General features: G+C 71.0%; 19 protein-coding genes. 6 read left to right on the forward strand and 13 right to left on the reverse strand.

Annotation, left to right across the window (positions count from 1 at the left end; all coding sequences use genetic code 11):
* Window positions 1–36 precede the first annotated feature (36 nt).
* Window positions 37–627, reverse strand: a complete 591-nt coding sequence (locus tag ASF25_RS17610; protein ID WP_056266872.1) for a histidine phosphatase family protein — start codon at window positions 625–627, stop codon at window positions 37–39.
* Window positions 628–772: 145 nt separating this feature from the next.
* On the opposite strand from ASF25_RS17610, the gene ASF25_RS17615 reads away from it, so the two are divergent.
* Window positions 773–1,804 carry a tyrosine recombinase XerC gene (locus tag ASF25_RS17615; protein WP_082502892.1) on the forward strand — a complete coding sequence of 344 codons (1,032 nt, stop codon included), beginning with the start codon at window positions 773–775 and terminating at the stop codon, window positions 1,802–1,804.
* 41 nt (window positions 1,805–1,845) lie between these two features.
* On the opposite strand, the gene ASF25_RS17620 is transcribed toward ASF25_RS17615, so the two are convergent.
* The 10 genes from ASF25_RS17620 to ASF25_RS17665 all read right to left on the reverse strand — a co-directional run bounded on the left by ASF25_RS17620 (window position 1,846) and on the right by ASF25_RS17665 (window position 15,312).
* A complete protein-coding gene (locus tag ASF25_RS17620) occupies window positions 1,846–3,468 on the reverse strand; it encodes a tetratricopeptide repeat protein (RefSeq protein ID WP_162239279.1) in 1,623 nt (540 codons plus the stop codon).
* A gap of 109 nt (window positions 3,469–3,577) precedes the next feature.
* On the reverse strand, window positions 3,578–4,225 hold the full coding sequence (locus ASF25_RS17625; protein WP_244473081.1) for an HAD family hydrolase: 648 nt from the start codon (window positions 4,223–4,225) through the stop codon (window positions 3,578–3,580).
* A 176-nt stretch (window positions 4,226–4,401) separates the two neighbouring features.
* The gene (gene gltX / locus ASF25_RS17630) at window positions 4,402–5,763 is read right to left on the reverse strand and encodes a glutamate--tRNA ligase (RefSeq protein ID WP_056306220.1); all 1,362 of its coding nucleotides are present in this window, start codon (window positions 5,761–5,763) and stop codon (window positions 4,402–4,404) included.
* A 10-nt stretch (window positions 5,764–5,773) separates the two neighbouring features.
* A complete protein-coding gene (locus tag ASF25_RS17635; protein WP_082502916.1) occupies window positions 5,774–7,057 on the reverse strand; it encodes a hybrid sensor histidine kinase/response regulator in 1,284 nt (427 codons plus the stop codon).
* 65 nt (window positions 7,058–7,122) lie between these two features.
* A complete protein-coding gene (locus ASF25_RS17640) occupies window positions 7,123–8,295 on the reverse strand; it encodes an FIST N-terminal domain-containing protein (RefSeq protein ID WP_056306224.1) in 1,173 nt (390 codons plus the stop codon).
* Window positions 8,296–8,389: 94 nt separating this feature from the next.
* Window positions 8,390–9,256 carry a hypothetical protein gene (locus ASF25_RS17645; RefSeq protein ID WP_056266858.1) on the reverse strand — a complete coding sequence of 289 codons (867 nt, stop codon included), beginning with the start codon at window positions 9,254–9,256 and terminating at the stop codon, window positions 8,390–8,392.
* Entirely contained in the window at window positions 9,253–11,337 is a 2,085-nt protein-coding gene (locus ASF25_RS17650; protein ID WP_244473082.1) for a glycosyltransferase, read from the reverse strand. The genes ASF25_RS17645 and ASF25_RS17650 overlap by 4 nt, the downstream gene beginning before the upstream one ends.
* Window positions 11,334–13,199: a glycosyltransferase gene (locus ASF25_RS17655; protein WP_348271339.1), complete on the reverse strand. Its 1,866-nt coding sequence runs from the start codon at window positions 13,197–13,199 to the stop codon at window positions 11,334–11,336. Before ASF25_RS17655 ends, ASF25_RS17650 begins: the two co-directional genes overlap by 4 nt.
* Entirely contained in the window at window positions 13,196–13,870 is a 675-nt protein-coding gene (locus ASF25_RS17660; RefSeq protein WP_056306228.1) for a hypothetical protein, read from the reverse strand. The genes ASF25_RS17655 and ASF25_RS17660 overlap by 4 nt, the downstream gene beginning before the upstream one ends.
* 44 nt (window positions 13,871–13,914) lie before the next feature.
* Window positions 13,915–15,312, reverse strand: coding sequence for a M20/M25/M40 family metallo-hydrolase (locus tag ASF25_RS17665; protein WP_056172743.1), 1,398 nt, complete (start codon window positions 15,310–15,312; stop codon window positions 13,915–13,917).
* Window positions 15,313–15,526: 214 nt separating this feature from the next.
* Between ASF25_RS17665 and ASF25_RS17670 the strand changes: the two genes are divergently transcribed.
* The 5 genes from ASF25_RS17670 (at window position 15,527) to ASF25_RS17690 (ending at window position 21,181) form a co-directional block, all read left to right on the forward strand.
* Window positions 15,527–16,033, forward strand: a complete 507-nt coding sequence (locus ASF25_RS17670; protein ID WP_056306231.1) for a (2Fe-2S)-binding protein — start codon at window positions 15,527–15,529, stop codon at window positions 16,031–16,033.
* The gene (locus tag ASF25_RS17675) at window positions 16,030–17,040 is read left to right on the forward strand and encodes a xanthine dehydrogenase family protein subunit M (RefSeq protein ID WP_056306233.1); all 1,011 of its coding nucleotides are present in this window, start codon (window positions 16,030–16,032) and stop codon (window positions 17,038–17,040) included. The genes ASF25_RS17670 and ASF25_RS17675 overlap by 4 nt, the downstream gene beginning before the upstream one ends.
* A gap of 14 nt (window positions 17,041–17,054) precedes the next feature.
* A complete protein-coding gene (locus ASF25_RS17680; RefSeq protein ID WP_056306236.1) occupies window positions 17,055–19,307 on the forward strand; it encodes a xanthine dehydrogenase family protein molybdopterin-binding subunit in 2,253 nt (750 codons plus the stop codon).
* A 163-nt stretch (window positions 19,308–19,470) separates the two neighbouring features.
* Entirely contained in the window at window positions 19,471–19,914 is a 444-nt protein-coding gene (locus tag ASF25_RS17685; RefSeq protein ID WP_156369065.1) for a CopG family transcriptional regulator, read from the forward strand.
* Between the two features lie 97 nt (window positions 19,915–20,011).
* Complete coding sequence (locus ASF25_RS17690) at window positions 20,012–21,181, forward strand: PHB depolymerase family esterase (RefSeq protein WP_056306238.1); 1,170 nt, start codon at window positions 20,012–20,014, stop codon at window positions 21,179–21,181.
* Here ASF25_RS17690 and panC read toward each other — a convergent pair.
* Complete coding sequence (gene panC, locus ASF25_RS17695) at window positions 21,171–22,031, reverse strand: pantoate--beta-alanine ligase (RefSeq protein ID WP_056306240.1); 861 nt, start codon at window positions 22,029–22,031, stop codon at window positions 21,171–21,173. The genes ASF25_RS17690 and panC overlap by 11 nt on opposite strands.
* Before the next feature lie 67 nt (window positions 22,032–22,098).
* Window positions 22,099–22,491, reverse strand: a complete 393-nt coding sequence (locus ASF25_RS17700; RefSeq protein ID WP_056306242.1) for a hypothetical protein — start codon at window positions 22,489–22,491, stop codon at window positions 22,099–22,101.
* Window positions 22,492–22,549 lie beyond the last annotated feature (58 nt).

The following is a 22,549-nucleotide window of genomic DNA, read 5'->3' on the forward strand; positions in this document are numbered from 1 at the left end:
GCTTACGTCTTTCAGGCTCGTGGATCCGGGCTCCGCTCAGGCCCGCCGGGTGATCCGGTCAACCCCAAGGTCGAGCTCCACGGTCTCGCAGTTGTCGAGCCACACCCCCGTGAGGTGAAAGAAGAACGTACCGTGTCCGACCACCGCGATGGTGCGCTCGGGCCGCGCCGCGAGCCAGTCGCGAAACGCCGCCACGCGACCATCGAACAGGGTGCGGGGCTCGACATGGATGCCCTCGGCATCGGGCTCGCCCTCGGCGTGCCACCAGATCTCGGGCAGGTGATCGACGGCGACATCCGGGAACTCGGCCGCCAGCACGGAGGCGGCCCGGCCCATGTCGCAGCTGCTCTCCTGGCATTCCCGGTGCAGCACCTCCACGAGGATCTTCGGCTCGGCCGGATGGCCGGCGAAGATCCCCTTGGTGGTCTGAATCGCCCGGGTCAGGGGCGAGGTCACCACGAGGTCGAAGGCGATGTCGTGGAGACCGGTGCGCGCGGCCTCGACCTGAGCCAGCCCCCGCTCGGTCAGGCGGGCATCGATGTGGCCGGGGTCGCGCCCCGTGAGGCGATGGGCGGCGTTGAAGGTCGATTCGCCGTGTCGGATGCAGACGATGCGCGTCGGGGTCATAGAAATCCGGTCTGGATGGGCGGGGGTTCCCGTCGAGATAGGCGGCGGCCCACGGGCTGGAAAGGGCGCTGGGGTCGCGCTTCGTCAACGGAGCCTCAACCAAGGGCGCGTTGAGTGGGCGGCCGAGCCCTCCAGGATCGCCCCCATGCTTCAGCCGACGCCGCCCCCGCCGGACACCCTGGCCGCCCTGGAGGCCTTGCGCGCGTCCGAGACCCTGGCCTTCCCGGGTGATGCGGCCCTCCGGACCGCGTTCGGCACCTGGCAGGACGAATTGCTGCGCGAGCGCCGGATGTCGGGCAACACCGCGGAGGCCTATGCCCGCGACCTGCGCCAGTTCCTCGCGCACCGGCAGGCCCGGCACGGCCGCCCCGACATTCCCGGCCTCATCGCCCTGAAGCCCCGCGACCTGCGCGGATTCCTGGCGGCGCGCCGCGCCGAGGGCATCGGCGGGCGCTCGCTCATGCGCCAGCTCGCGGGCCTGCGCTCCTTCGCCCGGCACCTCGCCCGCGAGGGCCACGGCACCGTGGCCGCACTCGGCGCCGTGCGCTCGCCCAAGGTCGAGCGCCGCCTGCCGCGGCCGATCCCGATCCCCGCCGCCAAGGCCATGACCCGCACGGCTTTGCGCGACGGCGAGGACCGCGAACCGTGGATCATCGCCCGGGACGCGGCGGTGATCGCCCTTCTCTACGGCTCCGGCCTGCGCATCTCGGAGGCGCTCGGCCTCGCCGCCAGGGATGCCCCGATACCGGGCACGGATTCGGTGACCGTCACCGGCAAGGGCGCCAAGATGCGGATGGTGCCGGTGCTGCCGGCTGTCCAGCGGGCGGTGGCGGCCTACCTCGCCGCCTGTCCCTACAGCCTCGACCCGGCCGGGCCGCTGTTCGTCGGCGCCAAGGGCGGGCCGCTCTCGCCCCGGATCATCCAGTACGCCGTCGCCGCCATGCGTGGCGCCCTCGGCCTCCCCCCGAGCGCGACGCCGCACGCCCTGCGCCACTCCTTCGCCACGCATCTGCTGGGCCGCCAGGGCGAGTTGCGGGCGATCCAGGAGCTGCTCGGCCACGCCTCCCTGTCGACGACCCAGCTCTACACCAAGGTCGACGCCGCCCGGCTCATGGACGCGTTCGACGCGGCCCATCCGCGGGCGGGGACGATGCGGCGGGTGTCGGGGGCGGCATAGACCGTCGGCCGAAGCCCGCCGGGCCGCCCGGTCGAGGCCCCCTACAATTCGGAGTCCGGCACATCGATGCCGGACAGCGTCCCGTCGGCCAGGCCGCGCGCCCGCGCGAAGCGCGGGTGGTCACGCAAGTCCGGCTTGAGACCGAGCGCCCTGTCGAGATCGGCGCGGGCACGCGCGACGTCGCCTTTCTGGCCGTAGGCGATGCTGCGCTCGAACAGCGCCTCGGCCCAGTGCGGCCGCAGGGTCAGGGCGTCGTTGAAGTCGCCGATCGCCCGCACGGATTCGTTGCGGCGCCGCCACATCAGGGCCCGGTTGTACAGGGTGACGGCCCGCACGGTGGCATCCGTCGCCAACTGGAGCGCCCGTGCGAAATCCGCCTCGGCCCGAGCACCGTCGCGGAAGTGCTCGTAGAGCCCGGCGCGCACCTGATAGGCGAGCGCGATGCCCGGATCGAGCGCGAGCGCCCGGTTCACATCGGCCAGGGCGCCGCTCCAGTCCTTGAGGTCGCGTTTGGCGAGACTTCGATCGTAGAGGGCCAGGACGCCGTCCGGCTGGCGGCGCAGATACGCGTCGAAATCCGCGATCGCGGCGGCGGGCTCGCCCCTGCCCCGGTGCGCGATCCCGCGGTTGAGGTAGGCCGGGGCGTAGGTCGGATCGAGGCGCAGGGACGTGTCGAGATCGGCCAGCGCGCGATCCCGCTCCCCGCGGACCGCGTGACCGACGGCGCGGTTGAAGTACGCGAGGGCGTAGGACGGATCGATGGCGATCGCCGCGTCGCAGGCGGCGATGCCCAGGTCCGGCGCGCCGGTGTTGTTGAGGACGTTGGCGCGCCAGAGGAACGCCGCCTTGTTGCGCGGATCGAGGCGCAGGGCCGCGTCCACCGCCGCCAGAACGCCGGCAGCATCGTGCCGGTCGAACAGAAGTCCGGCCCGCAGGACATGGCTGTCGGCCCTGCGCGGATCGATCCGAAGGGCCTCGTCGATGTCGGCGAGGGCGGCCTCCTTCTCGCCCATCTGATTCAGAACGGCCGCCCGGGTCGAGAGGATGACGGGATTGGTCGGGACGAGGCCGATCGCCGTGTCGCAATCGCGTCGCGCCTGCGCGACCCGCCCCTGCCGGAACAGCACGAAGCAGCGATTGCCCAGCGCATCGGCGTAGGACGGCATGAGCGTGAGGGCCGCGTTGCAATCCTCCAGGGCGCGATCGAGGTGCAGTCCATCCGCCTGGGCGCCGCACCGATTGCTGAGGAGAGCGGGCTGGTTCGGGGTCAGCCTGAGGGCTTCGGTGTAGTCGCGAATCGCCTCGTCCGTCCGCCCGAGGCGTCTCAGGGTGTGTGCGCGCCACCAGTAGAGATCCGAGGTCGAAGCCCCCTTGAGCGCCTCTCCCAGATCGGTCACCGCCTCGGCGAGTTGCCCGAGCTTGAGGAGGGCCATCGCGCGGCGGCGATGCAGGTCGGCCGTCTCGGCGTTCGCATCCGACGGCCTGTCGCGCAGCAGCAGCGAGCACGCGGCGACCTGCGCGGCCCAGTCGCCGCGCCCACATCCGGCCGTCGCGATCTCGGCGGCCTGCGGCTCCGGGGCCGGGCCGACGTCGAGCGCCCGGGCGGAGCCGCCCATCAGGGTCGCCGCGAGGATCGCGGCCATCCGCACCGGACCTGGGACCATCCTGAACCTCCCGCTCCGCACGCGGACCCCACGGGCCCGGCCCCCGAGGGACCGAACCTCCGCACGCACAACGCGCAGACCCCGGCGAGTGTGCCGCCTCGCGGGAGGTTCACGGTCGGGGACGAGCATCCGGCGCCGGTTCGAACGACGGGCTCCGCACCACCGCCGTGGCGACGTCCAGCAAGGTCTCCCCGGTGATGTCCGGCGCCCGCAGGGCGGGCGAGTACGGACGGCCGCGCGCGACGTAGCCCGCCGTGAGGCCGGCGGCCATGGCGCCGTGGAGATCCCACGGATGGGTCGCGATGAGGGCCATGTCGCCCGGAGCGACCCCGGCCGCCCGTGCGGCGTGGAGGTAGACCTCGGCGCGTGGCTTTGCGAGCTTCACGTCCTCGACGGAAAGAACCCGCTCGACGAGATCCTCCAGGCCCGCCGCGGCGAGCAGGCCCTGCGTGGTGCCGGCCGCGCCATTGCTCAACGCGAAGATCCGAATGCCGGCTTCGGCGAGAACCCGGAATGCGGCCCCGGCGTCTTGGTGCGGGGGAAGGCTCTTCATCATGTCGAGGACGGCCTGCCTGCGCTCCGGGGCGGTCTCCAGGCCCTGCATGGCGATCAACTCGTCGAGGCACCCCGACAGCGCGGACTGGAAGGGCGCGAAGGTGCCGGTCGCCGCCAACGCGAAGGTGTCCCGCAGTCCGGCGGTGTAGAGGAAGTCCAAGGCGAGGGGCGGCAGGCCCAACGCGACCAGCGCGGGCCGCATCGGCTCATGCTGAACACCGTGCCGATGATGTCGAAGGCGACGACCTTGGGGCGAGGGGGCATGACGGTTCCACCGGCGCGAGGCGCGTTGGGATCGAGGGCCGGGGTGATATCGCGGGCGTCGCACACGCCCACGGCAACGGGAGGGCCGCCCGGGATGCGCTTCCGTCCACGCGGTTAGAGGGTTCGCGCGCCCGCCAGCCGCTCCAGCACCCGCGCGCGGCCGATGAGGGGCAGGAGCCCCGCCAGGTCCGGGCCGTGCTCCAGGCCGGTCAGGGCGAGGCGTAAGGGCATGAACAGCGCCTTGCCCTTGGCGCCCGTGCGTGCCTTCACGGCGCCGGTCCAGGCCTTCCACGTCTCCCCGTCCCAGGGCTCGTCCGGCAGGACATCGACGGCCGTTGCGATGAAGGCCGGGTCGGCGATCACGGGCGTGACGGGTCCGGTCACGACACGCCACCAATCCCCGGCCTCGGCGACCTTGGCGAGGTTGGCCCGCACGCCGAGCCAGAACGGCTCCAGCACGTCTTCCGGCACGCCGAGGGCTAGGAGGCGGGCGCGGACCTCGCCCACCGGCATGGCGTGGATGAGCCGGGCGTTGAGGCCGTCGAGCTCGTGCGGATCGAACTTGGCGGGTGCCCGCGAGATGTGGGCGAGGTCGACGAGGCTCGCCAGCTCGTCCATCGACGCCACCGCCCGCACGGCCTCGGCCGACCCGGTGAGGACCGCGAGCGACCGCACGGCCGCCGGCTCGTAGCCGGCCTCGCGCAACCCCCGCAGGGACAGGTGACCGAGGCGCTTCGACAGCCCCTCCCCGTCCGCCGTGGTCAGCAGATTGTGGTGGCCGAAGACCGGGACCGGATGCCCCAGGGCCTCGAAGAGCTGCACCTGAACGCCGGTGTTGGTGACGTGGTCCTCGCCCCGGATCACGTGGGTCACACCGAGGTCGGCGTCGTCCACCACGGAGGGCAGGGTGTAGAGGTAGGTGCCGTCGGCCCGGATCAGCACGGGATCGGACAGGGAGGCGCAATCGACATGGGCCTCGCCGCGCACGAGGTCGATCCAGCCCACCGTGCGGGGTTCGAGCTTGAACCGCCAATGCGGCGTGCGCCCCTCGGCCTCGAGGGCGGCGCGCTCGGCCTCCGTCAGGCCGAGCGCCGCCCGGTCGTAGATCGGCGGCTGGCCGCGCCCGAGCTGGCGCCGACGCCGGCGCTCCAGCTCGTCCTGGGTCTCGTAGCAGGGGTAGAGCCGCCCCGCGTCCTTGAGACGTTCGGCCGCCGCATCGTGGATCGCCGACCGGTCGGACTGGCGGGCGCGCAAGTCGGGCACGATGCCGAGCCAGGCGAGATCCGTCTCGACGGCCTCGGCGAATTCCTGCGTCGAGCGCTCCCGGTCGGTGTCGTCGAGGCGCAGGAGGAAGCGCCCGCCATGGGTCCGCGCGAACAGGGCGTTGAGCAGCGCCGGCCGGGCATTGCCGAGGTGCAGGTAGCCCGTGGGCGAAGGTGCGAAGCGGACGAGCGGTGGGGTGCGATCGGTGGTCATACGCGACCGTCTAGCAGGCGGTTGGAGGCGAGGAAAACGCCGCTTCCGCCAGCAGGGCGGTGAGAAGGGCGCGCAGCTGCGCCGGCCGGGTCGGCTTGTGGACGAGTTCGGCCCCCAGGGCCTCCACCTCGGCCGCGATGGCGGCGCCGTGGTCGGCGGTGGTGACGATGACGGGCGGGACGCGCCCGGCCGTGTCGCGAAAGTGCTCGGCGACGGCGAGGCCGCAGGCGCCGTTGTCGAGGTGGTAGTCGAGGATGAGCAGGTCCGGCCGGAGGTCCGCCGCCGCGACCCCGGCGAGATCGCGGAAGACGAACACCTCGGCGTCCCAGTTGCGCAGGAGGCGGGCGAGGGCGTCGGCCGTGGCCGGATCGTTCTCCACGACGAGGATCCGGGCGCCGGTCAGGCGCGTGGCCACGGGGCCGACGCGCGCCTCGGGGGCCGGCGCGGCGGCGCTCACGGGCATGGTCAGGCTGACGCGGGTGCCGTGGCCGGGGCGGGAGGCGAGGGCGAGGGGATGGCCGAGGGCCGCCGCCATGCGCTGCACGATGGAGAGCCCGAGACCGAGGCCGGGCTCGCAATCCCGTGTCTCGGCCTGTCCGCGATAGAATTCCTCGAACACCAGCGCGCGCTCGGCCGGAACGATCCCGCAGCCGGTGTCGATGACCTCGATCCGGCACACGGACCCGCGCGACCGCACGGCGAGGAGGACGCCGCCGGAGGTGGTGTAGCGCAGGGCGTTGGAGACGAGATTCCGGACGATGCGCCCGAGCATCACCGGGTCGCTCACCACCATGCGGTCCGCCCCGCGCACGTGCAGGCGCAGGCCCTTGCCCTCGGCGGTGTGCCGGAAGCTCGCCGCGATGCCGTCGAGGAGATCGGCGAGGCGCACGGGCCGGATCACGGGGTGCACCACCCCGGCATCGAGCTTCGAGATGTCCAGGAGGGTCTTGATCAGGTCCTCGATGGTCTGCAGCCCGCGCTCGATCTGGCCCGAGATCGCCCGGGCGTCCGGGCCGAGGGACATGTCGGCGAGGGCCGAGGCCGAGAGGCGGGCGGCGTTGAGGGGCTGGAGCAGGTCGTGGCTGGCGGCGGCGAGGAAGCGGGTCTTCGAGCGGTTGGCCGTCTCGGCCTCCTCCTTCGCCGCGACCAGGGCCGTGTTGGACCGCTCCAGGCTGTGCATCAGCCCGGTCAGTTCCTCCGTCCGCGACCGGACCCGGCCCTCCAGCATGATCGCCGTCTGGAACAGCGAATAGGCGCTGCCCTGCTGGTCCATGCTGCGCTCGACATGGGCCATCAGCGCCGCGTTGATGCGCTCGAGCTTGGCGATGCGCTGCGCGCTCTCCGGGTCCGGGGGACCGCTCACGGCAGCGGCCGGCGCCCGATGGCGATCCCCGTGAAGGTCTGGTTGAGGTGCATGGCCCGGTACTGCTCGCCGTAGGTCTCGAAGCCGACGACGTCGTAGCGCCGATAGAGGTCGCAGATGCCGTGGCGCCCTTGCGCGTGCTCGGCGTCGAGGCGGCGCAGGATGCAGTCGAACCCGATCACGAGGTCGATGCCGCCGAGTTGCGTCTCCAGGCGTTCGAGTTCGGCCCGGGTGGCGGCGACGATGTCGCGCGGCCGGGCGAGGGTGAGCACCACCCCCTCGTCGATGGCGCAGAAGAAGCTGAGTGACCCGTTCTCCGGATCGAGGCGCCGGATCGAGCGGCAGAAATACTCGCCGCCGATTCGAACGGCCAACGGATAGGCGGCAAAGCTCATCGGCGAGAGCCCTTCGGGGTCGAGCCCCACCGCCATGGCGTATTCCCGCGCCGCCGGCTCGGCGTTGAGCTCGTAGACGATGCGGCGCTCGTCGTCGGAGGCCGTCACCACGAACTTCGTCGTCGTCGGTTCGAAGTTGTCGCTCTTGAAGATCTGCGTCGGGTAATCGGTCTCCACGAGGAGCAGCACCGCCGCCCGCCGGTGGATCGCACCGCCGTGCAGGAGCGTCGCCTCCCGGAAATCGAGGCCGTCGCCGGCCGAGCCGCCGACCAGGGGAATGCCGTCGAGGGCCCAGGCGATGGCCGAGACCACGGTCTCCTCGGCATTGGCGAGCCCGTCGATGAGGGAGAGGGCGAAGCGCCCGCCCTGGGGCGGCTCGCCGGCCTCGCCGCCGAGGGTGCGCCGCAGGGCGCGGACGGCGGCGGCGGTGCGGGCGACGTCGAGGTGATCGATGGCGTCGAGCACCGCGGAGACGATGCGAAAGCCGGCCATGGGAAACGCGATAAGCACGAGGCCTCGGGCGAGGCCCCCGGCCGGGCTGATCCCGCCCGACATGGTGCAGCCGGCGACCGGCATACCGGGGAAGTGCTTCGTCAGAGCGTGATTGAGGGTCTCGACGCAGACATCGGACGAGAAGAACACCACGATCTGCGACAGCTCGGCGGGGCCGAGGGCGGCGGCGATCTCGGATACGGCGCGGCCCGCCTCGGACGCATCCGTCCAGGCCGTTCGAATCCCGCACAGATGCGTGCGCACCTGCGTGTCCTGGCTCACGCCTCGCTCCCGTGCCGTCGGGCGCGGGCTTGGCGCCCGTCAACCCATTGCGCCGACTGTGTCAGCGCGCCCGAACGCACGCAAGCGCGCCGCGTCAGCCGGCGGGCACGCCGACGGAGAGGCCGCCGCCCCGGCCGATGGCGCGGACGCGCGGCCGCTCGGGTACGAGGTCCCACAGCCGGGCCTCGGCGTAGCGCAGGCGCCGTTCCCCATCCGCGCCGGTCCCGTGGAAGCACTGCTCCAGGGCGAGGATCGCCGTCGGGCGCGGCGGGTGCGGTCGCGCGGTCGTGTCGATGTCGAGGGCGACGGCGTCCGCGATCCCCTGTGCGAAGCCCTCGACGGTCGCCACGAGGGCGGCCATCTCGGATTCGTCGAGGGTCAGGACGAGGCAGAGCCGGGGCGCGTCGTCGGGGCAGGCCTCGACGGGGATGTCGCGCCGGAAAGCGAGGGTAAAGCGCGGGGTCTCCGCACTGGGGTAATCCCACCGGTGAGCGGCCCGCACGCCGGCCAGCGCCACCCACTGGTCGGGCCCGGTGGAGGACGGCGCGGCGATGCGGCCTTCGGGGCGCCCGTCCTGACGGAAATGCAGGAGGGGGTTGATGCCCGCCCGCCCGACATCGGGATAGCGGGCGAGATACATCAGGGTGCTGAAGGCCGGGCTCGGATCGAGGCCGGCGGCGGCGCCCGTGCGCAGGTAATGCCGCACGGGGTCGAGGCGGGTCGGCCCGCTCTGGCGGCGATAATACGCCGTGTCGAAATCCGCGTTCGGATCGTAGCCGAGGCCGGCGCCGCGCCGGACGTAGTGCCAATACGGGTCGATCCCGGAACGGGCCACGTCGGGGTAGCGCGTCCGGTAGAAAGCCTCGTCGAACAGGCGCGGCACACGGCCGATGATGAGCCGACGAACGAGTTCCGTGATGCGCGCGACGGCACGCTGGCGGGGGTTGGGTTTCGCGCTCATGCGAAGGTCGGTGCCTCGCAGAGACGGCGCAGGGTCTGCGCGTAGCGCGTGGGGTCGCAGTCGGCCCGGATCCGATCGAGACCGGCCCGCCGAACCTCGGTCCAGAGGGCGTCGTCCGTGTGGAGGCTCGCCAGGGACTCGGCGAAGCCTGCCGGATCGCGCCAGTCGCGCGTCAGGGAGCCGGTGCCGTCCGGCCAGCCGATCTGCGCGGCGAGGATCGGCGTGACCACGCCGGGCAGGCCGTGCGCCACGGTCTCGTGGACCTTGTGCGGGATGCCGGCGGCAAAGCGCGTCGGGGCCAGCGACACGCGGGCGGCATCGAGGATCGGGCCGACCGCGTCGACGCGGCCGAGGATCCGCACCCCCTCGCCCGAAAGCCGTTCACGGATGGACGGCGCCACGGCGCCGACGAGGGTGACGTGCGCATCCGGCATTCGCGCGCGAAGAAGGGGCCAGACGTCCGAAAAGAACCAATCGAGGGAATCGATGTTGGGCTCGCCCTCGCGGGCCAGCGACCCGAGGAACACGAAGCCGTCGCGCGCCGAGAAATCGGGCGGGTCGTCCCGGAAGGTCAGCGCATGGCCCAGCACCGTGGCGTTGGGAACGCCGCTCGCCCGTAGCACCCGCGCCTCGGCCTCCGAGACGCAGACCACGTGGTCGGCCACGGCGAAGTGGCGGATCTCGCGCGCGCAGGCCCGCGCCAGGGCGGGGCCGTGGGCGGGAGCGCCGGAGAGCGCCTCGGTGACGAAGCCGCGCAGGGCGAACACGGCCTCCGAATCGAACACGATTCGGGAGCGCCCGACATCCCGCGGGGTGAGCCCGAGATCGTGCAGCACGCGGCAAGTCCGTTCGATGTTCGGCGGACGGCTGACCCAGAGCACGTCGTAGTAATCCGGCCGCTCCTGGACGAGGTGGCGCAGGCCGGCCTCGCCGCAGGGCTCGACGATCTCGATGCGGGTGGAGAGGTCGCGGGTGAGCCGGCCCGGTTCCTCGCGCTCGCCGTGGATGGAGCAGAACGTCACCGCGTAGCCGAGGCCCGCCATGGCGTTGAGGATGTGGTTGGCGCGCGGCAGGCCGGCACCGAGGTCGAGGTGCGGCGCCCGGTCCTCGACGTAGAGGACGCGCAGGGTCCAGGGGTCGTGGTCGCGGGCGGCGAAGCCGGTGCGCTGCGGTCCCTGCCCGAACAGCCACGCCGCATGGCGCTCGCGAAAGCGCGCGCGGTTGCGGTCGAGCAGGCGCTCGACGTCGTCGCGCCGGGCGCTTGTGACGTTCTCGACGTGGATCGCGATGGCACGGGGCTGATACACCACCCGGCGCCCGGCCTGGTGGCAGCGCACGCACAGATCCGTGTCCTCGAAATAGGCCGGCGCGAACCAATCGTCGAACCCGCCGAGCTGCCCGAACAGGGCGGCCTCGATCATCAGCACGGCGCCCGAAACGTAGCCGACTTCGCGGGCGAAGGAGGCCTCGGGCGCGAAGGCATCGGCGCCGCCCCGGCCGTATGGATGCGTGGTCTGGGCGTCGTCGCGAAAATTCGCTCCGGCTTCCTGGAGGACGCCGCCCGGGAACACGAGGCGGGCACCGGCGATGCCGACGGCGTCGAACTCCGTGAAGGTGTCGAGGAGGGCGCGGAGAGCCCCGGGCATCAGGTCGACATCGGGGTTGAGGAACAGGAGATACGGCCCGCGCGCCAGCGCCGCGCCCGCGTTGCAGGCGGGGCCGAAGCCGATATTCTCGTCGTTGAGCACAACCTCGGCGCCGTCGACCCGGGCGAACAGGGTGCGGGTCTCGGCATCGGAGGCGTTGTCGACGACGATGACCTCGAAGGGCACGCCAGCCAGGGCCTGCCCGGCGGCGAGGCGGTAGAGGGTCCAGGCCAGCATGTGGCGGGCGCCGCGCGCGACGATGACGATGGACACGCGCGGCGTCGCTTCCGATCGGATGACGATGCGGACATCGTTGAGGAACAGGGAATTCCAGATAAGGGCCGCCTCGGCGAGGGCGGCCTTGCGGCCGGTGGCGGCATCGACGGCTTCGAACAGCGGCGTCATGGGCGATGTGGTCGTGGGTGAAGTCGTCATGGGTGAAGTCCGGGGGACGAGCCGGCGGCGGGCAGCCGAACGCGGCCGACGAGGTCGTCGTGCAGGATCAGCAGAAGGCCTCCGTTCGTCGGCGCCTCTCCTCCGTCCAGGGTGAGGCTCGCCGGGACGGGCGCGAGATCCGTGCGCGTCGCGCTCAGGAACGGCAGCCCCTGGGCGAGCCCGAGGGGCGTGATGGCGCCCAGGGTCAGTTCCAGCGCCGCGTCGGGTTCGATCAGAAACGCCGCGCCCGGATGGCGGCCGACGACGAGGTGACTCGGCAGCGCCAGAGCCACGACGAACCGTCGGGGTCCGGCGCCGACGAGGCGCGCCTCGGCCTCCCAATCGGGCTGCACCCCGGCGATCTCCACCGCTACGGCGGCGCGGAGGGCCGGCGGCAACCGGCGCCCCCGCACCCATTCGGGACCAAGGGCGACTTCGGCTCCGGCGAGGCCGCTCGCGATTCCCCTCGAGGGTCCCTGCTCTGCTTGCACGAACCAGCGCCGCCGCTCGGGCGAATAGGGGGCCGTGCCCGGCGGGGCCGCGCGTTCGGTGGCGATGAGAATGCCGTGTCGGGCATCGTCCGGCTCCGCCGTGCCGAGGCCGGCCACGCAGGTCAGGGCGCCACCGGGCAACGCCAGGGTGACCGGATCGTGTCCATCGATGGCTGCGGGAGGCACCGCATCGCCGCGTTCGGGGATCAGATCTCCGATGTGCGCCCGCAAGAGCGTCAGAAGCGCGTCCTCCGCCGCCTGCGTGCCGGAATTATAGCTGGCAAATAAATTCGCGCAGGCCTCTGTCAGCGCCGCCAGCCCGCGGGCGTCTTCCACGAGGGTGAGCACCTGCGCCTTGACCTCGTCCACACCCGCGCAGCGATGGGCCGGAGCGATGGGCGAAAAACCCTCGAAACCGATGCTGGTGCCGATGACGGGGACGCCGAAAGAGAGGGCCTCGGCGACCTTCATCTTGAGACCGCTGCCCATGAGCATCGGTGCCACGACGAGATCGACGCCGTCGTAGAAGTCCTCGATCCGATCGACATAGCCGGCTAACTCGATGCCCGGTCGTGGCCTCGCCCCGAGGCCCGCGCAGATCTCGCCGGCGATGACGAGGATCGGCCGGCCCGGTCTCCAATCCGCGCTCCAGGCTTCGGCGAAGCGCCCGATGGAGAAAAGGTTCGGATCGTTGCCGTGGCCGATGAAGCCGATCCGGGCGAGGCGCTCGGGGGCGCGGAACGGCCGGCGGGCCGGGAAATGCGGCGGCAGGAGGTGGATGTGCGCGCGCGTGATCGCCGCGAAATGCGCCGCCTCCTCCGCTTGAATCGCCAGCACCACGTCCGCCCGGTCGAGCCCGGCCGCTTCCCCGGCCGCGTCGGTGTAGAAGAAATTCGGCTCGGCCCGAAACGGGCGGTACTGCGCCTGCCGGTCGGCGAAGCGATCGTGGGTGTCGATGAGGGTGAGGCGGCCGGGCGGCACCGCCACGAGGCAGCGCGACAGGAACACGTAATTGACCAGGACGGCGCGGGTCTCGGGGTAGGCCGCGCAGTACCAGGCGACGAAGTCCACGAGTTCGTCGGGGCACCAATCGTCGATGCGGAAGTGCCGGGCGCGCGTCTTGAGGGGGATCGCGGCCTTCGGTTCGATCCGGAAGGTCCGCTGGAAATGCCGGGCCATGGCCGACGCATCGGTGGGCGGGTGCTGGCCGAAGCGGCGGTAGATCTGGTCTTCGTGGGCGAAGTAGGCGAGATCGACGGCGAACCCGCCCCGCGCCAGGGATTCGCAGGTGGTGACGAGGCGGCGCCGGTTGCCGGCGCTCGTCGGGAAGGCCGGCATCGGCGCGATCACGAGGACGGTCGGGCGGCTCACGGGCGCACCCGAACGGCGGTGATCCCGTCCGATCCGACGAGGAGGGCGGCGTCGGTGGTGCCCGTGGTGGGCTCGCCCCAGACGGGATCGAGGGTGAGGACCGCATGGGGCGCGGCACCGAAACGCAAGCGGGCCCGCGCCACCCGGGTGCAGCGCCACCGGGCACCGGAGCGCAGCATCAGGACGCTCGGGATATGGCTGCCCGTCAGGGTCGCCTCGCCCGAACCCGCTAGCGCGAGGTCGGGTGCGCCGGCCGAGCCCTCCTGACTTTCGGCGAGGGCCGACAGGGCGGGGCCGAGGAGCGCCAGCAACGGGGTGAGGGCACCGTAGGTCGCGGGGGTCAGGGCACCCAGCACGGCCGGGCACAGGGCCGAGCGCTCGGCCGGATCGAGTTCGGCCGCCGGACGCGGCGGCGGAACCGAGACGATCAGGTCGTGGAAGTGCGTCGCGACGGTCAGGCTCCCACCCGGATCGTGGGCGGAGAGGACGAGGAGCGCCATCGGCTCCGTGCCGGGCCGGCCAAGGCCGCAGAACGCCCAGGTCAGGAGTTCGCCTGCGCCGAGGCCCAGGGGAATCGGCAGGGCGGTGGACAGGGGATAGCGGACGACGAAGACGCCTTCGCCCACCGCGAAGAGATGTCCGTCGACCCGCTGCGCGGATGGCTCCGTCATCGGGACGGGACGCGGATACGCAAGTCGCGTTTCTCCGACCGCCCTCAGGCCGCCCGCCCGGCGGCGCCGAAGGCTGCCAGGATGCGGGCCCAGGAGCGGGTGCCCTTGTGGAAGCTCTTCAGGTCGTACTTCTCGTTGGGCGAGTGGATGCGGTCGTCGTCGAGGCCGAAGCCGATCAGGAGCGTGTTGCGGTCCAGCAGCCGTTTGAAGTCGCCCACGATAGGAATCGAGCCGCCGGCCCCGATGGTCACGGCGGGCACGCCCCATTCCTCGGCCAGCGCCGCGCGGGCGAGGTCGAGTTCCGGCATGTCGTAGGGCAGGCTGATGGCTCGGCTGCCCTTGTAGCAGATCACCTCGACGGAGCAGTCGGCGGGGATGCGTTCGCGCACGAAGGCCTCGAAGGTGCGGGCGAGCCGCTCGGGGTCCTGATCGTCCACGAGGCGGAACGAGACCTTGGCGCTGGCCTCGCCGGCGATCACCGTCTTGGTGCCCTCGCCCGTATAACCGCCGATGATGCCGTTGACGTCGCAGGCGGGCCGCGACTGGACGAGTTCGATGAGCATGCGCCCGTGCTCGCCGGCTGGCTCCGATAGGCCGATGGGGCCGAGGAACGTCTCCGCCGTGAAGTCGAGGCCGCGCCACTGGTCGAGGATGGCCTGCGGCGTCTCGCGCACGCCCTCGTAGAAGCCCGGTAGCGCCACCTTGCCGTCGGCGTCGTGCAGATCGGCGATGATCTTCGACAGGACGTGGATGGGGTTGCGCGCCGCGCCCCCGAAGAAGCCCGAATGCAGGTCGCGGTCGGCGCAACGCACCTTCACCTCGAAATACGCGAGGCCGCGCAGGGACGTGGTGATGGCCGGCGTGGTGGGGTTCCACATGCTGGTGTCGCACACGAGCACGATGTCGGCGTCGAGCTTGTCGCGGTTCGCCGCGACCCATTCGGGCAGGCCCTGCGAGCCGTTCTCCTCCGCGCCCTCGATCAGGATGGTGACGCCGCAGGGCAGCTCGCCCTCCATGGCCAGATGCGCCCGGCAGGCCTCGATGAAGGTCATGACCTGACCCTTGTCGTCGGAGGCGCCGCGCGCGACGATCTGCTGCTCGCCCTTGGCGTTCAGGGCCATGCGCGGCTCGAAGGGCGGCGTCTCCCACAGGGCCAGGGGGTCGACCGGCTGCACGTCGTAATGGCCGTAGAACAGCACGTGCGGTGTGCCGGGCTTCGGCGCATGGGCCAGCACCACCGGATGCAGCGAGGTCTCGTGGATGCCGGTCTCGAAGCCGAGCGCCGTCAGCGTGCCTTCCAGCCACTGCGCCGCCGCGCGGCAATGGGGTGCGTAGGCGGCATCGGTGGAGACGGACGGGATGCGCAGGAACGCGAACAGGCGCTCCAGGGCGTTGTCGAGATCGCGGTCGATGTCGTTGAGAACCGGAGCGAGCGCAGTCATCGGACGTCCTTCGTCGGGAATCGACACCGGGTTAGCCGAGGTGCCGTGAGGGCGCAAACCTTCCCGCCGGGCCCTGAAAGGGAACAGGCGCAATCTGGAACGGTTATCGAGTGGACCGACCAGGGACGGTGATTTTCCCCCTGCCTGCCGTTTCGACCGAATTTCCGAAATCCGGCGGCCGTTGCGGTCGCTGCTTCTGTCACGGACACATGCCATGCTCATCGAAAGCGGCGCGCCCGACGCGGCGAACACCATCGCCATCAGCCTGACGATCAACGGGCAGGCCCGCACCCTCGACGTCGCCCCGTGGACCACCCTCCTCGACCTGCTGCGCGAGGATCTTGACCTCACCGGCACGAAGAAGGGCTGCGATCACGGCCAGTGCGGCGCCTGCACGGTGCTGGTCGACGGGGTGCGGATCAATTCCTGTCTGGCCCTCGCCGTGATGAAGGACGGGGCCAGCATCACCACCGTCGAGGGCCTGGCCGAGAGCGCCGGTCTCCACCCGCTCCAGGCAGCCTTCGTCGAGCACGACGCGTTCCAGTGCGGTTACTGCACGCCCGGACAGCTCTGCTCGGCGGTGGGCATGATGACGGAGGGCCACGCGCATTCGCGCGAAGAGATCCGCGAGGCCATGAGCGGCAACATCTGTCGCTGCGGCGCCTACACCAACATCGTCGACGCCATCGAAGACGTGATGCAGGCGGGAGCCGCGAAATGAACCGCTTCGATTACGTCCGCCCCGAGACCGTCGCCGACGCCGTGAAGGCGGTGGCAGGGGGCAACGCGCGCTTCATCGCCGGCGGCACCAACCTCGTCGATCTGATGAAATACAACGTCGAGCAGCCGGGCCGCCTCGTCGACATCACCCGTCTACCCCTCGACGCCATCGCGGCGCGCGACGGCGGCCTCAGCATCGGTGCCCTCGTGACCAATTCCACCGTCGCGTACGACGCGCAGGTGAAGGAGCGTTACCCGTTGCTCGCCAGCGCGATCCTGGCGGGGGCCTCGGGCCAGTTGCGCAACGCCGCCACGACGGGCGGCAACCTCAACCAGCGCACCCGCTGCTACTATTTCTACGACGAAGCGACACCCTGCAACAAACGCCTGCCCGGCTCCGGCTGCCCGGCCATCGGCGGCGTCAACCGCATCCACGCCATCTTCGGCACGAGCCCGAGCTGCATCGCCACCCATCCCTCCGACATGTGCGTGGGCCTGGCCGCCCTCGACGCGGTGGTGCGGGTCGCGGGGCCGGAGGGCGAGCGGACGATTCCGTTCGCAGAGTACCACCGCCTGCCGGAGGACAATCCGGAGCGCGACACCACCCTGAAGCCCGGCGAGATCGTGCTCTCCGTCGACCTACCCGACGAGACCTTCGGCCCGCACCATACCTACCTCAAGCTGCGCGACCGCCTCTCCTATGCCTTCGCCCTCGTGTCGGTCGCCGCCGTAATGACGCTCGACGGCGATACGATCCGGTCCGCCCGGTTCGCCCTGGGCGGCGTCGCCCACAAGCCGTGGCGCGACAGGGAAGCCGAAGCCTTCCTCGCCGGAAAGCCGGCGACGCACGAGACCTTCGCGGCCGCCGCCAACATCGTGGTCGCCGCGGCCCAGCCCCAATCCGAAAACGCGTTCAAGGTCGAACTCACGCGACGCGCCCTCGTGCGCGGCCTGTCCCAGGCCGCCGCCGGCACGCCCCAGTCGCAGTCCGACAAGCGCATCGCCTGAAGGAACTCCGCTCCATGGCCAAGTCCATCAATTCCTCCGGCACGGACACCTACGTGGGCACGGCGCGCAGCCGCGTCGACGGTCCGGCCAAGGTCACCGGGCAAGCGAAGTACGCCGGTGAGTTTTCCGCGCCGGACCTCGCCCACGGCTACGTCGTGTCGAGCGGCATCGCCCGCGGCCGCATCACCGCCCTCGACACCGCCGCCGCCGAAGCCGTGCCGGGCGTGATCAAGGTCCTCACCCACGAGAACCGGCCCCGTACGGCGTGGCTCGACTACAATTACCAGGACATGGTGGCCCCACCCGGCTCGCCGTTCCGAGCCCTCTACGACGACAAGATCCAGTACAGCGGTCAGCCCGTCGCCCTGGTCGTCGCCGAGGATTTCGACACGGCCCGCCACGCCGCGTCCCTCGTCAAGGTCGCCTACGAGGCCGAGGCCCCGACCACCGATCTCGAGGCCCAGCGCGAGCTCGCCTACGAGCCGCCGAAGAAGCGCTCGGGCATCAAGCCGCCGCCGGCCCCGTGGGGCGACGCCCCGGGCGCCTTCGACGCCGCGCCGATCAAGGTCTCGCAGGATTATCGCCTGGCCGTGGAGCACCACAACCCGATGGAGCCCCACGCCTCCACGGTGGTGTGGGAGGGCGACGGCAAGATCACCGTCTACGACAAGATCCAGGGCGTCGTGAACACCCACGGCTACATCGCCGCGGTGTTCGGCATGAAGAAGGAGGATGTGCGCGTCCTCAACCCGTATCTCGGCGGCGGCTTCGGCTCGGGCCTGCGCCCGCAATACCAGCTCTTCCTCGCCGTGCTGGCCGCCCGCGCCCTGGAACGCTCCGTGCGGGTGGTGCTGACCCGCGACCAGATGTTCACCTTCGGCTACCGCCCCGACGTGCTCCAGACCGTGTCGCTGGGCGCGGATGCCTCGGGCGGCCTTCGGTCGATCCGGCACGACGCCATCTCGGGCACCTCGAACTTCGAGGATTACCAGGAGGTCGTCGTCAACTGGTCGGGCGTGCTCTACGATTGCGACAACGTCGCCCTCTCCTACAAGCTCGCCCAGCTCGACACCTACACGCCGTCCGACATGCGCGCGCCCGGCGCCGTCACGGGCGTGATGGCGCTCGAAATCGCCATGGACGAACTCGCCTACGAGACGGGGCAGGACCCCATCGCCCTTCGCCTCAAGAACTACAGCGAGAGCGACCGGACGGAGGGCAAGCCGTTCAGCTCCAAATCCCTGCGGGCCTGCTTCGCGGAAGGCGCGGAGCGCTTCGGATGGTCGACCCGCAATCCAGAGCCGCGCTCCATGCGCGACGGGCGCGAACTCGTCGGCTGGGGCATGGCCACGGGCATTTGGGAATCGATGATGCAGCAGTCGAGCGCGAGCGCCACGCTGACCCAGGACGGCAAGCTCACGGTCGGCAATGCCACGGGCGACATCGGCACAGGCACATACACCATCCTGACCCAGATCGCCGCCGACACCCTCGGGCTGCGGATGGAGGACGTGACGACGAAGCTCGGCGACACCGACCTCGCCGAGGCGCCGCTCGCCGGTGGCTCGTGGACGGCGGCGTCCTCCGGCACGGCGGTGATGCGGGCCTGCCAGGATCTCGCCGGGCAACTCTTCGCCCTGGCGCGCGGGCTCGACGATTCCCCGCTCGCCAACGTCGATTTCGACCGCGCGGTGTTCAAGGATGGGCACATCGGGGTAGCGGGCGACGCATCCCGCAGCATCGCCATCACCGATGTGCTGAGGGCCACCGGCACGGAAACCCTGGAGGCCACGGGCTCGGCCGGGCCGGATGCCGCGCACCAGAAGGCCTTCTCGCCCTACACCCACTCGGCGGTGTTCGTTGAGGTGAAGATCGACGAGGATCTCGGCGTGATCCGCGTCACCCGCGTGGTCTCCGCCATCGCGGCGGGCAAGATCCTCAACCTCAAGACCGCACGCAGCCAGATCCTCGGCGGCGTGGTCATGGGGATCGGCTCGGCCCTGGAAGAGGAATCGATGCTCGACCACACGCTGGGCCGGTTCATGAACCACAATCTCGGCGAGTATCACGTGCCCGTGAACGCCGACATCCACGACATCGACGTGATCTTCGTCGACGAGGAGGACAAGGCCAATCCCATGGGCGTGAAGGGGCTCGGTGAGATCGGCATCGTGGGAACGGCGGCGGCGGTGGCCAACGCGGTGTTCCACGCCACGGGCAAGCGCATCCGAGAACTGCCGATCACCATCGACAAGCTCCTGGCCTGAGCCCCGGTCGCATCCGCGACAAATTTCCGATGTCGAACACACCGGTTTCCAAGTCGGTGGAAGGTAGAGATTTGCGTGGGACGCATGGCATCCAGACATGGAAGTGCAGCGCAATATTTCATATTGCGTCGCACCATTCATCCTCCATATACCAGCTGTCGGGATGGTGGCGGAGCGGGACGTGTCGGACATTCTGCAGAGGCAACGACCCACAACGCGGGTCGGTGACAGCGAGAAGATCACGATCAACCTCGGCTACGTCGACCTCGGGCATATCGACCTTCTCGTTTCCGAAAGCCTTTATGCCAACCGCTCCGACTTCATCCGCACGGCCGTCCGCAATCAGATCGTCCGCCACGCCGACGTGACGCGTCAATCCGTGGCCCGCAAACACGTGGAACTCGGTCTGCGCCACTACAGCCGCCTCGATCTCGAAGCCCATCGTGCTGCCGGCACCACCCTGGATATCCGTGTCCTGGGACTCGCCAGCATCGCCGCCGACGTCTCCCCCGAACTCGCGCGCGAGACCATCGCGTCCATCGAGGTCATGGGCAGCCTGCAGGCGAGTCCCGCCGTCAAGGCGGCGCTGGCCGACCGGTTGCGCTGACCACCCTCGCCTTATCGTCAAGCCCCGCCCTTCCAACCCCGCCCCGGACCGTTCGTGCGTCCCCTGGTGCCGCGCAGAACCTGAAAGCGAATCTCCGATGAGCGATCAACAGAACCGGATGCAGGACCGCTTGGCCGACATGATGGAGGCGACCCGGCTCACCGCCACGGGGCGCCTCGGCGACGCATCGGCTCTGATCCAGCGCAGCATGAACGAAGGTCTCGAGCCGCACGGCCACGTGTCCCAGCCAGCAGAAACCGCCGGTCTGACCGACCGCCTGCGCAAGGTGGTCGAGTCGGTGACGCAGGGTCTGGAGCGCAGCGTCGCGCCCGTCCTGGAAGGGCTCGGCGTATCGGGCCGCGTCGGGCGCAGACCGGACGAGGAGGCGATGCCCGCCACCCCGGAGCCCGCCACCACCGGCGAGAGCAGCTTCACCGACGGCAGCCATACGGGTCCGCACGGGACCCGCGAGTACAAGCTGTTCGTGCCCAAGGCCCATCCGGGCACCCGCCCCCTGGTGGTGATGCTTCACGGCTGCAGCCAGTCGCCGGCCGACTTCGCCGCCGGCACCGGGATGAACACCCTGGCCGAGACGCATGGATTCTACGTCCTCTATCCCGGCCAGACGAGCCGGGCCAACGGGCAGCGCTGCTGGAACTGGTTCCAACCGGGCGACCAGGACCGCGAGGCCGGCGAGACCGGCATCATCGCCGGCATGACCCGCGCGGTCGTCGCCGAGCATCGGATCAATCCCCGCCACGTCTTCATCGCCGGCCTCTCGGCGGGCGGGGCGGCGGCGGCCAACGTGGCCCACGCCTATCCCGAACTCTTCGCGGCGGTGGGCATCCATTCGGGGTTGGCGGCGGGGTGCGCCCGCGACGTCTCGGCGGCTTTGACCGTGATGCGCCTCGGGCCCGTGGCGGCGGCCGATTGCATCGCCCCCGTCACGCCCATGCCGACCATCGTGGTCCACGGCGAGAGTGACGGCACGGTCAATCCGCTCAACGGCGAGCAGGCGCTCACCCAGGCGGGCATCGCCGGTTTGACCCCCGAAGTCACCGAGGCCGTCAGCCCCGGCGGACTTCCCTACATCCGCACCCGCTACGCCGATGCGGCCGGGCACGTCTCCGTCGAGAGCTGGTTGGTCCGGGGACTCGGCCACGCCTGGTCGGGCGGCACCATGGCTGGAAGCTACACCGATCCGCGTGGGCCGGACGCGTCGCGCGCCATGCTGAACTTCTTCCTCGCCAACCCCCTCAAGCCCTGAGTGCGGCCACGTTGTCGATGAGGCGGGTGCGGCCGAGATAGGCCGCCGCCAGAACCCGTACGGGCCGGCTGGCCCGCGTCGCCGGCTCCAGGGTCTCGGCGTCGCGGACCTCCAAATACTGCACGGGCGAAAAACCCGCCGCCTCCAGTTCGGCCCGGCCCCCGGCCACCAGCGGCTCCGCCTCGGCTCCGGCGGCGAGGCCCGTGGCGATGGCCGACAGGACCGCGTGCAGGCGCGGCGCGGCGCGGCGCTCCTCGGGGCTGAGGTAGCGGTTGCGCGAGGACAGGGCGAGGCCGTCCGCCTCGCGAAGGGTCGCCACGCCCTGGATCTCCACGGGCAGGTCGAGGTCGCGCACGGCGCGGCGGATCACCTGAAGCTGCTGATAATCCTTCTCGCCGAACAGGGCGATGTCGGGCTGCACCCGATTGAGGAGCTTCGTCACCACGGTGGCGACCCCGGAAAAGTGCCCCGGGCGGAACTGGCCGCACAGGCCCTGCGTGAGGCTATCGACCTCGACGCGGGTGGAAAAGTCCGGCGGATACATGGCAGCGACATCGGGCAAGTAGGCGGCATCGGCCCTGGCCTCCGCCAGGAGGGCCAGATCGGCCTCCGTATCGCGCGGATACCGCGAAAAATCCTCGGTCGGGCCGAACTGCGTCGGGTTGACGAAGATGCTCGCCACCACGCGGCGTCCCAGCTCACGCGCCCGCGCCACGAGGGCGAGGTGGCCCGCATGCAGGGCCCCCATGGTCGGCACCAGCACCACGGATTCGCCGGCCTTGCGCCACGCCGCGCCTTGCGCGCGCAACGGCGCCACGGCCTCGAAGCGGAGGAGGGATGAATCGGGCATTGCGGCTTCCGTCCGGGTCACGGGTCTGGCCGCAGACCTAAACGCCCGCCCGCATCCGCGCCAGTCGTTAGGGACAGTAGGGCAGCAGGGGGCGGCCGTAGGGATCGTCGACGCCCAGCGGCGGCGTGAAACCGTAATAGCTCGGTTTGCCGAGGCCATAGGCGGAACCGACATAGCTCGGGTCACCGGGCCGGTCGGTGGGCACGGGTGCGCGGCGCGGGATGCACCCGGCCACGCGACGGCGTGGGACGGGGGCCCGGCGCACCACCGAATCGTCGCCTTCGGCCCGGGGGAAATAACGCGGCAACGGCGCGACACCGTCGAGCGCTTCATACCCTTCGGTGGGGCGCCCGGCGTCGAGGAAGTCCGCCGCACGGGCCGGCCAGCCGACCAGAAGGCCGAGGGCGATCAGCCCCCCCGGGCGCCAAGACCGCCCCGTCGCCGTCACCCTGCGCCACATCCACCCACTCCCCGCGCGTCAGGGTTGGCAGAGGGACGTAAACCGGTGGTTAACCATG

This window comes from Methylobacterium sp. Leaf100, assembly GCF_001422845.1.
In the GTDB taxonomy this organism is placed as follows: Bacteria; Pseudomonadota; Alphaproteobacteria; order Rhizobiales; family Beijerinckiaceae; genus Methylobacterium.